Origin of the sequence: Mucilaginibacter sp., assembly GCF_036568825.1 — a bacterium.
In the GTDB taxonomy this organism is placed as follows: Bacteria; Bacteroidota; Bacteroidia; order Sphingobacteriales; family Sphingobacteriaceae; genus Mucilaginibacter.
In genome coordinates this window covers 91,589-104,179 of record NZ_DATCRU010000073.1, presented here as the reverse complement: position 1 = coordinate 104,179, position 12,591 = coordinate 91,589, and the positions used below count along the sequence as shown (strand labels likewise).

Sequence of the window (12,591 nt, the reverse complement as noted above, 5' to 3'; positions counted from 1 at the left end):
CAAATAAGCGATTTATGCTTCAAAAGCTTATATAAAATGGTGTAAAATCACCTTTAACGCTTTACAAAGGCATTATTGTGTTAAAAAAACACAATGGAACATAGGAACGAAAATTATTTTTTTATACATTAGTCGGACTAACCAATTTTAACAAAAAATCATGTCTACAAACACATATGACGCGATCGTCATTGGCTCCGGTATCTCGGGCGGCTGGGCAGCAAAAGAGCTTACTCAAAAAGGATTAAAAACCATCATGCTTGAGCGCGGCAGAAATATTGAACACGTAAAAGATTATGTAAACGCCAATAAGGCTCCCTGGGAATTCCCGCATCGCGGAGGCCGTACAGTACAAATGGAGAAAGATTATCCGGTACTGAAAAGAGACTATCCTTTGAATGAAACCAACCTTGATTATTGGGTGAATGAAAAAGAAAGCCCATATGTAGAAATCAAAAGATTCGACTGGTTCCGTGGTTACCACGTAGGTGGCCGTTCATTAATGTGGGGCCGTCAAAGCTACCGCTGGCATGACACGGATTTTGAAGCCAACTTAAAAGACGGTATCGGTGTGGACTGGCCTATCCGCTATAAAGACCTTGAACCATGGTATAGCTATGTAGAAGGATTTGCAGGTATTTCCGGTAACAGGGATGGCGTGCCTATTCTTCCCGATGGCAACTTTATGCCGCCAATGGAAATGAACTGCGTAGAAAAAGATGTTGCAGATCGTTTCAATAAATTCTATAAAGAACACGACCGTCATATGATCATTGGCCGTACTGCCAATATCACCAAGCCACTGCCTGGTCGTACAAACTGCCAGTACCGTAATAAATGCTGGTTGGGCTGTCCGTTCGGCGCTTATTTCAGCACACAGTCGTCTACGTTGCCCGCAGCTGTGGCAACCGGCAATTTAACTGTCAGGCCATGGTCTATCGTTACCAAGATTCTTTATGATAAGGATACCAAAAAAGCAAAAGGTGTAGAAGTACTGGATGCGGAAACTAACAAGACTTATGAGTTTTATGCGAAGATCATTTTCGTAAATGCATCAACACTAAACTCAGCCTGGGTATTAATGAACTCAGCAACTGATATCTGGCCTGACGGTTTAGGTAGCAGCAGCGGCGAATTGGGCCATAACCTGATGGATCACCACTTAGGCGTAGGCGCCGGCGGTGTGGTTGAAGGCTTTGAAGACAAATATTATTTCGGTCGCCGTGCAAACGGTATTTATATCCCTCGTTTCAGAAACCTGAATGGCGAAAAACGTGATTACATCCGCGGATTTGGCTACCAGGGCGGTGGAGGCCGTGAAGAATGGAGCAGAACCGTCCCTGAAATGACAATTGGTGGCGCCTTTAAGGATGAGTTATCAGAACCAGGGCAATGGACCTTTGGCATGGGCGGCTTCGGCGAGACGTTACCATACCATGCAAACCGTGCTTTTCTTGATAAGGACAAAAAAGACAAATGGGGATTACCGGTATTAGCTATCGATGCAACAGTTAAAGATAACGAACTGAAGATGCGTATCGACATGGCCAATGACGCCAAAGAAATGCTGGAAGCAGCAGGTGTAAAACATGTACAGACTTTCAACAGCGAACCGGTATTAGGCCGTGGCATTCACGAAATGGGTACAGCTCGTATGGGTCGTGATCCTAAAACCTCAGTTCTGAACGAATGGAACCAGGTTTGGGACGCTAAAAATGTGTTTGTAACTGACGGTGCGGCAATGGCATCAACTGCCTGCCAAAACCCATCATTAACTTATATGGCAATGACAGCCCGCGCTGCCAACCATGCAGTTGAGGAACTAAAGAAAGGGAATATATAGTTGGTGAGTAGTTAAGTGGTTGATTGAGTTGAACGGTTTGAATATTTTTTAACTCAATCAACTTAATCCAACTTAATCAACCATTCAACTTAACAATCACTAATTCAGTAATTCATTAATTATTAAAAAAAGCATATACCAATGACTGAAGAACCCAAAGATGCCCCTAAAAGTCCCTCGAGGCGGGATTTTATAAAAAATACTTCGCTTGCTGCAGCAGGCTTTATGATTGTTCCGCGTTTTGTTTTAGGCGGTAAAGGTTTTATTGCACCGAGTGATATGTTGCAGGTTGCAAGTGTGGGTGCGGGTGGTAAAGGACAGAGCGACATAGCAAATTTTGCCAAAAGCGGCAAAGCTAATATCGCATACCTATGCGATGTAGATGATCGCCAGGCGGCAACCAGTGTTAAGAACTTTCCGAAAGCAAAATATTATAAAGACTGGCGCGAACTGTTTGACAAAGAGCATAAGCACATTGATGCTGTTTCGGTGTCAACTCCGGATCATAACCATGCTATTATAGCATACTCCGCTATGCAGTTAGGTAAAGGGGTATATGTTCAAAAACCAATGACCCATGATATATGGGAAGCACGTTTATTAACAGAAGCTGCCAAAAAATACAAAGTAGTTACGCAAATGGGTAACCAGGGTGCATCAAACGATGGTACCCGCCAGATGGCTGAATGGTATGATGCCGGTATCATCGGTGATGTACATACCGTTTATTGCTGGACGAACCGCCCGGTTTGGCCGCAAGGTATCGCATGGCCTGCGCCTGATCCAAATATCCCCAAAGAATTGGATTGGAATCTTTGGTTAGGAACGGCTCCGAAAAAAGATTACGTAGATAAATTGGTGCCATTTAACTGGCGTGGCTGGTGGGATTACGGAACCGGCGCTTTAGGCGACATGGGCTGCCACCTGGTTGAAGCTCCGTTCAGGGTGTTGGGCTTGCAATATGTTAAAGATGTACAGGCTAGCGTAGGTACCGTATTTGTTGACGAATTTAAGCAGGGGCATTTCCCTGAAAGCTGCCCACCATCGAGCCATATTACGATGACTTTCCCGAAAACGGATAAGACTCAGGGCGATGTAACTCTTCACTGGATGGATGGAGGTATTCAGCCTGAAAGGCCTGAAGAATTGGGTCCAAACGAACGCTTCCCTGGCGAACAGGGTAACGGTACATTGTTTATTGGTACCAAAGGGAAAATGTATGCAAGTACCTATTCTGATGGTGCAACATTGTTACCCCTGGCACGCACAAAAGAAGTAACCGTACCGAAAAAATATGACAGGGTGCCACATGGTGCAGAAGGGCACTATGCACAGTGGGTTGAGGGTTGCCTGGCCGGTTATGGCAAAATGGAGATGAGCTCATCATTTGATAAAGCCGGTCCGTTGACTGAGGCTTTATTGATGGCTAACCTCGCTGTTCGCGGTCACGATCTGAGAGGCGGTCAAATCAAATACGAATGGGATAACAATGCCATGAAAGTGAGCAATTTTGATGCTGTAAACCAGTACGTAAAACGTAATTACAGAGAAGGATTTGTTTTAAAAGGATAGGTAGATGTGCAAATATGCAGATGAGAAGATGTGCAAATGGACATGTAATTAAAATTATATTAGTACATTCACTTATCAAACCAATTAGTAAATCAGTAATTCATTAATTCAATAAATCAACTAAAGAAAATGAATAGAAGAGACGCCATCGGCCGGGTAGCCCTGATTATGGGTGGAACCCTTATAGGGGCCGAATATCTTTTATCGGGCTGTAAATCAAAATCCGCCAAGGTAGAGGATCTGTTCGATACAGATCACGTAGCATTTTTAAACGAGGTGGGCGAAACTATTTTACCAACTACAAGCACACCAGGTGCTAAAGCCGCTGATGTAGGCAACTTTATGGCTGTGATGGTAAGAGACTGCTATGAGCCTGCTGATCAGGATATATTCTTGAAAGGCCTAGGCAAGATCGATGATGCTGCTAACAAGAAATTCAGCAAAAAATTCATGGACCTGGATGCCACTCAGCGCACAGCTTTATTGACCGACCTGGACAAAGAGCAACAGGAATATTCAAAAACTAAAAAACCAAAGGATCCTAACCACTACTTCCGTATGATAAAAGAGCTGACCTTGTTAGGTTACTTTACATCAGAAGTAGGCTGTACAAAAGCTTTACGCTATGTACCGGTACCGGGAAGGTATGACGGCTGCATCCCTTACAAAAAAGGTGATAAAGCGTGGGCGCTATCGTGATAATTAGTTGATTAAGAGAGTGGTTGAATGGTTGATTAGGTTGCTTTATAAATATTGCAATTTAATCAACCACTTAACTTAATCAACATAATCAACCACTTAACTAACTAAACAAACTACTACACTATTTATGAGCAAAAGAAAATTGCGCATGGGTATGGTTGGAGGCGGTAAAGACGCCTTTATTGGAGCCATACATCGCATTGCTGCAAACATGGATGGCTTGATCGAACTTGTTTGCGGTGCACTCAGTATCCACGAGGATGTAGCAAAAGAAAGCGGTAAAATGCTTTTCCTTCCCGAAGACAGAACCTATACCAGTTACGAACAAATGATTGCTGCCGAGGCTAAACTGCCTGCAGACAAACGCATGGACTTCGTAACCATCGTTACCCCGAATTTCGCACACTTTGCTCCTGCCATGATGGCATTGGAGAACGGGTTCAACGTGGTGATTGAAAAACCTGTAACTTTTACTTTGGATGAAGCCAAGCAACTGAAAAAGAAGCTTGACGAAACCGGATTAATGTTATTACTGACACATACTTATTCAGGTTATCCAATGGTAAAAGAAGCGCGTGAGTTAGTGAAGGCTGGTTCTTTGGGTAAAGTACGCAAGATTTATGTTGAATATCATCAAGGTTGGCTGAGCAAACTTTCAGAACGTGAAGGTAATGCACAGGCCGCCTGGAGAACCGACCCCAAACGTTCAGGAAAGAGCGGTTGCATGGGCGATATAGGTACACATGCTGCTCATTTGGCCGAATACATCTCAGGATTGAAGATCACTCAAATGTGTGCTTCGCTAAATACGGTAGTTGAAGGCCGTTTACTGGATGATGATGGCGGTATACTGCTTCGTTTTGAAAAGAACGCAACCGGTGTGCTTACTGCATCACAGGTAGCTGCTGGCGAAGAAAATGCATTAAAGATTCGAGTGTATGGCGAAAACGGCGGTTTGGAATGGGCACAACAGGAGCCAAATACGTTAACCGTTAGGTGGATAGATAAACCGGCCCAGACTTTCCGCGCAGGTAATAATTATTCAGATCGTGAGTCAACTTACGCCACGCACAACTGCCGTACTCCGGGAGGCCACCCTGAAGGCTATTTAGAAGCATTCGGTAACCTTTACCGCAATTTTGCTTTAAGCCTGAGCGCCAGGCTGAATGGTGAAGAACCGCACAAAGAATGGCTGGATTTTCCGGGTATTGAAGACGGTATCAGAGGTATGGCATTCATCGACAATGTTGTTGCCTCGAGCCAGTCGGATAAAAAATGGACCGATTACGTGATTAATTAGATGTGCAGATTTGCAAATGTGCGGATGTGCAGATGAAACAAAAAGTTATTAGGTTATAATTAAATAAAAATTAAAAACTCCCTCTCCGCTGGAGAGGTTGGGGTGAGGCTATGAGAACCATCAAAGGGCCGGCTATATTTTTGGCGCAATTTATTGGCGACCAGGAGCCGTTTAATAACTTAACATCGATATGTAAGTGGGCAAAAAGCCTTGGCTATAAGGGCGTACAATTACCTACAAATGATACCCGTTTTATCGATCTGCAAAAAGCTGCTGAAAGCAAAACTTATGCTGATGAGATAAAGGGCCAGGTAAATGCCTGCGGATTAGAGATCACCGAATTGTCTACACACTTACAGGGACAATTGGTGGCTGTAAATCCAGTTTATGATACCTTGTTCGACGCGTTTGCGCCGGACGCTTACAAGAATAACCCTGCTGAGCGCCAGAAATGGGCGGTTCAGCAGGTAAAGTATGCTGCTAAAGCATCACAAAATTTAGGCTTAAATGCAGCCGTAACTTTCAGCGGTGCATTACTTTGGCCGATGATGTATCCATGGCCGCAGCGCCCCGCCGGTTTGGTTGAGACAGGCTTTTCTGAATTAGCCAAACGCTGGAGACCGATCCTGGATTATTACGAAGAATGCGGCATTGATCTGTGCTATGAAATTCACCCGGGTGAAGATTTGCATGACGGTATTACTTACGAAATGTTCCTGGATCATGTGAACCAGCATAAACGTGCTTGTTTGTTATACGATCCGTCGCACTTCGTATTGCAATGCCTGGATTACCTGGAATATATTGATAATTACCACGAGCGGATCAAAATGTTCCATGTGAAGGATGCAGAGTTTAATCCGACAGGTAAACAAGGCGTATATGGCGGTTACCAGAATTGGGTAGAACGTGCTGGTCGTTTCCGTTCTTTAGGGGATGGACAGGTTGATTTTAAAGGGATTTTTAGTAAATTGACTCAATATAATTACAGCGGATGGGCCGTGCTGGAGTGGGAGTGCGCATTGAAGAACTCTGAAGACGGAGCGAAAGAAGGCGCCGAGTTTATTAAAAATCATATTATAAGGGTAACGGAAAAAGCATTCGATGACTTTGCCGCCTCCGGATCAGACGAAGGTTTTAATCGCAGATTGCTGGGATTAGAATAGTTGTCCGCCTCTTATAATTCAAACTAAGGAACCAATTTAACCCTAAAATAGAATTCATGGAGAATATCAACCGTACACAACTTTTCCGGGCAAGTTGCCTGTCATTGTTAGTTACTTCGCTATCATTCGGTATCCGCGCAGGTGTATTGAATGAGCAAGGCGTTCACTTTCACCTTAACGCATCAGAATTAGGAACAATAGCTGCTACGGCTTTTTGGGGCTTCCCTTTAGCCATCATTATCGGTGGAATGGTTGTCGATATAATCGGCATGAAAAAATTATTACTCTCTGCTTTTATCTTCCATCTTGCTGGTATAGTATTGACAATATTTGCTAAAGGATACTGGCCGTTATTCTTGTCTACATTACTTATTGGTATTGCAAATGGTACAGTAGAAGCAGCTTGTAATCCATTAGTAGCATCATTGTACACAGATAATAAAACTACTAAATTAAACCATTTTCACCTTTGGTTTCCGGCAGGGATCGTAATTGGCACGTTGGTTGTGTTTGGACTGGATTCCGTTTTAGCTAATGGGGCGGGAGAAAAACCCTATTGGATTTCACAGGTTGAAGTCGCTGTAATGCTTATACCGACACTTATCTATGGTTTCCTGTTCTCTAAATTAAAATTTCCTGTTACAGAACGCGTCGCAACCGGGGTTAGCACAGCAGAAATGTACAAAGCATTGTTAAATCCACTTTTCTGGTTTATGATTATTTGTATGTTTGGAACAGCCATTACAGAACTATTCACAAACCAATGGACTGATGTGCTGTTTAAGACAGTAACACAAAATGCTATTTTGATACTCACGTTTGTGGCATCGATGCAGGTATTGGGACGAGCATTTGCGAGTCCGATAGTTCATCGTTTTGCACCTCAGGGTGTATTGCTTATGTCGGCTATTTTATCGGCACTAGGTATTTATTTGCTTATTAATTTACACGGTGATGCAATTTTCCTGGGTGCAATTATTTTTGGATTAGGTGTAGCATTCTTCTGGCCTTGTATGATTGGATTTGTTGCAGAAAATTTGCCGAGAACAGGCGCTGTTGGATTGAATCTGATGGGTGGTGCCGGTATGTTCGGGGTATCTATTTATATGATATTTATGGGTGGATATTATGACCGTTTGATGATACAAAAACTACCTGCAGGAGCGACACTGGATGCTTACCGTTCGGCAGCAGCAGGTACCGATCTGTCTAAAGCCTACGATGCAGCAAGATCAGCTGCAGGTCCTGAAGTATTGCAAACGACACTTATAATTCCAATTGTATTAATAGTAGCTTTTGGTGGATTGGTATTATATATGCGTTCCAGAAACAAAACACAACCATTGGCTACGCCAGCAGTCTAAAAAATTTATAAATTGCGCTTTATTATTTTTAATCAAGCCATAATTACAATCTAAAATGAAAAAAACATTCATCGTTCTGGGCTTAAGCCTTGCACTTGCTGCTTGCGGTGGCAATAAATCAAACAGCGGATCAGCAGACAGCACATCAGCTGCTAACAAAACCGCTACGGCAACCAATTCTGACGCAGCTCAGGATACTGCGGCAAGCCATAACGGTACTGAAAAAGCTGCTGGTACGCCTTCGGCAGCAGGCGCGCAACTGATCGCTAAATCAGACTGCGGAACCTGCCATAAAGAACAGGAAAAATTGATCGGTCCTGCTTTTGTTGATGTTGCTAAGAAATACAGTTCATCTGACGTAGATACACTTGCTAACAAGATCATCAAGGGTGGCAGCGGTCATTGGGGCACTGTACCAATGAGCCCGCATCCAACCATTTCTATGGACGACGCCAAATCAATGGTTAATTATATTTTATCCTTGAAAAAATAAGGATAGCTATTTTCTTATCTAAATCTAACAAGCCATGACCGCAGGTATCCGGGTTAAATTGTCCACTATGATGTTCCTCGAATTTTTTGTCTGGGGGGCATGGTTTGTTACCATGGGCACGTATCTTACCAAAGGACTTCATTCAACTGATGTGCAAAGCTCAACAGCTTATGCAACCCAGTCGTTTGGGGCAATCATTGCACCGTTCATTATAGGTCTTATTGCTGATAAGTATTTTTCTGCCCAAAAGATATTGGGTGTTTTGCACCTGCTTGGTGCAGCTTTGATGTACTATGAATACAAGGCGCCTGATTTTGCCGGTTTTTATCCGGGGATATTAGCCTACATGATCATTTACATGCCTACCCTGGCACTGGTTAATTCGGTTTCCTTTAAGCAAATGGCTGATCCAAGTAAGGAATTTCCATGGGTTCGCATTTTTGGAACAGGAGGATGGATCGTTGCGGGCTTGTTGATCGGATGGCTTCAGTGGGAGCAGAAAGGAACTTTGGCCTCAACATTTTTAATGGCGTCAATAGCATCGTTATTGCTCGGTTTATTAAGCTTCACTCTACCTGATACACCACCTGCGAAAAAAGGGCAAAAGACTTCATTTGGCGACTTAATTGGCTTGGACTCCATCGGACTTCTGAAGAATAAGTCTTATCTCGTATTCTTCGTCGCGTCAATAGCAATATGTATCCCTCTTGCATTTTACTATGATAAAACTAATCAGTTTTTAAATGAAGTTGGGATGAAGTCAGCAGCAGCAGTTCAATCTTTGGGCCAATTTTCCGAATTAGGTTTTATGGCGCTAATGCCATTCCTTTTTGTACGGCTTGGCGTGAAGAAGATGCTTGGGCTCGGCATGCTGGCTTGGGCTTTGCGATATGTGTGTTTTGCTTATGGCGATGTCGGGTCAAATTACTGGATGTTGATTGCCGGTATTGTACTGCATGGTATGTGTTATGATTTCTTTTTTGTTATAGGATATATCTACACGGATAGATTGGCTGGCGACCGCTTTAAAAGTGCCGCGCAGGGATTTATCACTTTAGCTACCTATGGTGTAGGTATGCTGATCGGTTTCTCAATTGCGGGATCAGTAGTTGGCCATTTTCAAACATCGCCAACTTCACATAACTGGCAAACTATCTGGTTAATACCATGCGGAATTGCTGTGGCAGTATTGCTATTATTTATGCTGCTTTTTACCGATAGAAATAAGACAGAAATGCAACCAGGTTTGGATATTGAGGAGCCATCTTCGGGCACAGAAATATAAATGATTTGATAATGTGTCAATTTGAAGATTTGAAAATTCTTGCATTAGATTTTAGTCATCTTCAAATTGGCACATCATCAAATTTTCAAATTAATAAGAATGAGTAATCGACAAAATCGCCGGTCGGCAATTAAGAACATGATTGCAGGCACGGCAGCAATAACCGCATCCGGAATGATCTCATCGTTCACTTCACCTGCCGAAAACGAACAAGAATTTTTACCTCTGAAAGGAAATATCAACCACTCGGTTAGTCCGTGGTGTTATAGCGAACTGACGCTCGATCAGCTTTGCGAAACAGCAAAAACTATCGGCATCAAAGGTGTTGATCTTTGCGGACCGAAAGACTGGCCTACACTGCAAAAACACGGCATGTATTCGCCTATGTGCAATGGGGCTGAGATCAACCTGACAGATGGTTTTGGCGATAGACAATTCCACGCCACATTGCAAAAAAACTATACCGAAATGATTCCGTTGGTAGAAAAGAATGGTTACACCAACCTGATCTGCTTTAGCGGAAGCCGCCGCGGCAAAACTGATGAAGAAGGCTGGAAGAACTGTGTTGAAGGATTAAAACCTTTGGTGGCCTTAGCCGAAAAACACAAGGTAGTTTTATGTATGGAATTGCTCAATAGCAAGATTGATCATAAAGACTATCAATGCGACCGCGTTGAGTGGGGCGTTGAACTTGCGAAACACCTTAATTCTGAAAACTTTAAGCTGCTCTTCGATATTTATCATATGCAGATAATGGAAGGGGATATCATCAGGAATATCACTGATTATCATCACTATATCGCTCATTATCATACAGGGGGAATACCCGGCCGTCACGAAATTGATGATACGCAGGAATTATACTATCCGGCAGTAATGAAGGCGATCGTTGCAACGGGCTTCAAAGGCTATGTGGGACAGGAATTTGTGCCTAAAGAAAAGGATAAAATTGCGTCGCTGCGCAAGGCGATACAAATATGCGATGTTTAACAAACCAATCTATCTAAAACTAAAATAATGACTACAAGAAGAAAATTTTTGGCCCAGGCTGGCTTAGCTACTGCGGGCGCATTGGTTGCCCCTTCGTTACTGAAGGCTGTTTCTGTTCACAGACCAGGCATCCAGTTATATTCGTTACGCGATCAGTTACCGAAGGATGTTAAGGGTGTAATAGGCAAAGTATCTAAAGCTGGTTATAAAGAAGTGGAGACTTTCGGTTATGATGCAAAAACCGGCTACTGGGGTTTGCAATCGAAAGATTTTGCTAAACTTTTAAAGGATAACGGACTAAGTTCACCAAGCGGTCACTATGGTATCGACTCATTTTTTGGAAAAGGAGATACCGAAGACCTGAAACGCTATATGGAAGTGGCTAATACTATCGGTCAAAGCTATGTTATCATCCCTTCATTGAATGGCGAGTTTATTAAAACAGTTGACGAGTGCAAAGCTGTTGCAGAAAAGATGAACAAGGCTGCAGATATATTAAAAACTGCAAACTTAAAACTGGGTTATCATAACCATAATTTTGAGTGGAAGCCACTGGGTGGGGGAGCTACTTTTTATGACACCATTCTGAAGGAAACCGATCCTAAATTGGTGCATATGGAAATGGATATTTTCTGGGTAGTTCGTGCAGGTCAGGATCCAATTAAGATACTAGAAAAACATGCCGGAAGGTATGCTTTTGCGCATGTGAAAGACCGTGATAAAGTGAAAACTGACTTGAACACGGAAGTAGGGAAAGGAAGTATCGATTTCAAAGCTATTATTCCGAAAGCAAAGGCCGCAGGCGTGAAACATTTTATGATGGAGCAGGAAAATTTTACCAATATCGATCCGTATGTGAGCATCACCGAAAGCTGTAACTACATGAAGAATACTTTAAACATATAATACCAATTGTTCAAACCAAACTAATTAATGATGAAAAAAACGATCATATTAACTGCTTTGTTAGCAACAGGTACAGTTATGGCATTTGCACAAACAAAACCTGAGGAAACAGAAATATGGGAACCAATCCCTAAGGTTGTGACTCCGGGTGCTACGTTCAGAGATGCACCTTCGGATGCAATCATTCTGTTTGATGGCAAAAACCTGGATGAATGGGTTCAGAATGGCGATGGTTCTCCGGCAAAATGGGATGTAGCCGATGGTATAATGACCGTAAACAAAAAATATGGTAACATCGAGACCAAACGCAAATTCAAAAGCTATCAGCTGCATATCGAGTGGCGGGTACCTGCTAATATTACAGGAAGCGGCCAGGCAAGAGGCAATAGCGGTATATTCCTGGCCTCAATAGGTAAAGGTGATGCCGGTTATGAATTGCAGGTGTTGGATTCATACAACAACAAAACCTATGTGAACGGTATGGCAGGCAGCTTATACAAGCAAGCTATTCCTCTGGCAAACCCTGGACGCAAACCCGGTGAATGGCAAACCTATGATGTGATCTGGAATGCTCCTGAATTTAACGCAGATGGTTCTTTAAAATCGCCTGCTCATGCCACAGTATTTTTTAACGGTGTATTGGTTGAGAACAACTTTGAGCTGAAAGGTCCAACCTTATACATCGGTAAACCTGATTATTCAGGCAAGGCCCATGGCGCTTCACCAATAAAATTGCAGGCACATGGCGACAAGAGCGAGCCGCTAAGCTATCGCAACATTTGGGTTCGCGAATTAAATTAAAAAAACTAAACTAAATAGATGGGCTACCCAATTGGGGTGGCCTTTTTTGTTATTTTAGACATTGATTGTGACATAATTCAGGCGACTCCTATGGAGTCTTAGATTCTTCTTTTCCTACGATCTATAAACAGGAGGCTTCTATGAAGCCGTTTATAAAAAGTCCCATAGG

At 42.8% G+C, this 12,591-nt stretch carries 11 protein-coding genes; all 11 read left to right on the top strand.

All coding sequences use genetic code 11. The features are described 5' to 3' along the window. The first annotated feature begins 160 nt into the window (after window positions 1–160). The 11 genes from VIM89_RS16990 to VIM89_RS16940 all read left to right on the top strand — a co-directional run bounded on the left by VIM89_RS16990 (window position 161) and on the right by VIM89_RS16940 (window position 12,422). Window positions 161–1,843, top strand: a complete 1,683-nt coding sequence (locus tag VIM89_RS16990) for a GMC oxidoreductase (RefSeq protein ID WP_488157373.1) — start codon at window positions 161–163, stop codon at window positions 1,841–1,843. Window positions 1,844–1,984: 141 nt separating this feature from the next. Further along, window positions 1,985–3,415 (top strand): Gfo/Idh/MocA family protein, encoded by a 1,431-nt coding sequence (locus tag VIM89_RS16985; RefSeq protein WP_488157372.1) that lies wholly within the window; start codon window positions 1,985–1,987, stop codon window positions 3,413–3,415. Between the two features lie 129 nt (window positions 3,416–3,544). Then, on the top strand, window positions 3,545–4,114 hold the full coding sequence (locus VIM89_RS16980; RefSeq protein ID WP_488157371.1) for a gluconate 2-dehydrogenase subunit 3 family protein: 570 nt from the start codon (window positions 3,545–3,547) through the stop codon (window positions 4,112–4,114). 130 nt (window positions 4,115–4,244) lie between these two features. After that, entirely contained in the window at window positions 4,245–5,417 is a 1,173-nt protein-coding gene (locus VIM89_RS16975) for a Gfo/Idh/MocA family protein (RefSeq protein ID WP_488157370.1), read from the top strand. A 110-nt stretch (window positions 5,418–5,527) separates the two neighbouring features. After that, on the top strand, window positions 5,528–6,583 hold the full coding sequence (locus VIM89_RS16970; RefSeq protein WP_488157369.1) for a sugar phosphate isomerase/epimerase family protein: 1,056 nt from the start codon (window positions 5,528–5,530) through the stop codon (window positions 6,581–6,583). A 56-nt stretch (window positions 6,584–6,639) separates the two neighbouring features. Continuing rightward, window positions 6,640–7,947 carry an MFS transporter gene (locus VIM89_RS16965; RefSeq protein ID WP_488157368.1) on the top strand — a complete coding sequence of 436 codons (1,308 nt, stop codon included), beginning with the start codon at window positions 6,640–6,642 and terminating at the stop codon, window positions 7,945–7,947. A 55-nt stretch (window positions 7,948–8,002) separates the two neighbouring features. After that, on the top strand, window positions 8,003–8,440 hold the full coding sequence (locus VIM89_RS16960) for a c-type cytochrome (RefSeq protein ID WP_488157367.1): 438 nt from the start codon (window positions 8,003–8,005) through the stop codon (window positions 8,438–8,440). Window positions 8,441–8,474: 34 nt separating this feature from the next. Further along, on the top strand, window positions 8,475–9,725 hold the full coding sequence (locus VIM89_RS16955) for a nucleoside permease (protein WP_488157366.1): 1,251 nt from the start codon (window positions 8,475–8,477) through the stop codon (window positions 9,723–9,725). Window positions 9,726–9,824: 99 nt separating this feature from the next. Beyond that, window positions 9,825–10,715, top strand: coding sequence for a hydroxypyruvate isomerase family protein (locus VIM89_RS16950; RefSeq protein ID WP_488157365.1), 891 nt, complete (start codon window positions 9,825–9,827; stop codon window positions 10,713–10,715). Between the two features lie 27 nt (window positions 10,716–10,742). After that, complete coding sequence (locus VIM89_RS16945) at window positions 10,743–11,621, top strand: sugar phosphate isomerase/epimerase family protein (RefSeq protein ID WP_488157364.1); 879 nt, start codon at window positions 10,743–10,745, stop codon at window positions 11,619–11,621. Window positions 11,622–11,648: 27 nt separating this feature from the next. Next, window positions 11,649–12,422, top strand: coding sequence for a 3-keto-disaccharide hydrolase (locus tag VIM89_RS16940; RefSeq protein WP_488157363.1), 774 nt, complete (start codon window positions 11,649–11,651; stop codon window positions 12,420–12,422). The last annotated feature ends 169 nt before the right edge of the window (window positions 12,423–12,591 follow it).

What these genes read in the sequence shown, in the direction of transcription:
- VIM89_RS16990 (WP_488157373.1), top strand. Translation starts at nt 161, where the DNA reads ATGTCTACAAACACATATGACGCGATCGTCATTGGCTCCGGTATCTCG.
- VIM89_RS16985 (WP_488157372.1), top strand. Translation starts at nt 1,985, where the DNA reads ATGACTGAAGAACCCAAAGATGCCCCTAAAAGTCCCTCGAGGCGGGAT.
- VIM89_RS16980 (WP_488157371.1), top strand. Translation starts at nt 3,545, where the DNA reads ATGAATAGAAGAGACGCCATCGGCCGGGTAGCCCTGATTATGGGTGGA.
- VIM89_RS16975 (WP_488157370.1), top strand. Translation starts at nt 4,245, where the DNA reads ATGAGCAAAAGAAAATTGCGCATGGGTATGGTTGGAGGCGGTAAAGAC.
- VIM89_RS16970 (WP_488157369.1), top strand. Translation starts at nt 5,528, where the DNA reads ATGAGAACCATCAAAGGGCCGGCTATATTTTTGGCGCAATTTATTGGC.
- VIM89_RS16965 (WP_488157368.1), top strand. Translation starts at nt 6,640, where the DNA reads ATGGAGAATATCAACCGTACACAACTTTTCCGGGCAAGTTGCCTGTCA.
- VIM89_RS16960 (WP_488157367.1), top strand. Translation starts at nt 8,003, where the DNA reads ATGAAAAAAACATTCATCGTTCTGGGCTTAAGCCTTGCACTTGCTGCT.
- VIM89_RS16955 (WP_488157366.1), top strand. Translation starts at nt 8,475, where the DNA reads ATGACCGCAGGTATCCGGGTTAAATTGTCCACTATGATGTTCCTCGAA.
- VIM89_RS16950 (WP_488157365.1), top strand. Translation starts at nt 9,825, where the DNA reads ATGAGTAATCGACAAAATCGCCGGTCGGCAATTAAGAACATGATTGCA.
- VIM89_RS16945 (WP_488157364.1), top strand. Translation starts at nt 10,743, where the DNA reads ATGACTACAAGAAGAAAATTTTTGGCCCAGGCTGGCTTAGCTACTGCG.
- VIM89_RS16940 (WP_488157363.1), top strand. Translation starts at nt 11,649, where the DNA reads ATGATGAAAAAAACGATCATATTAACTGCTTTGTTAGCAACAGGTACA.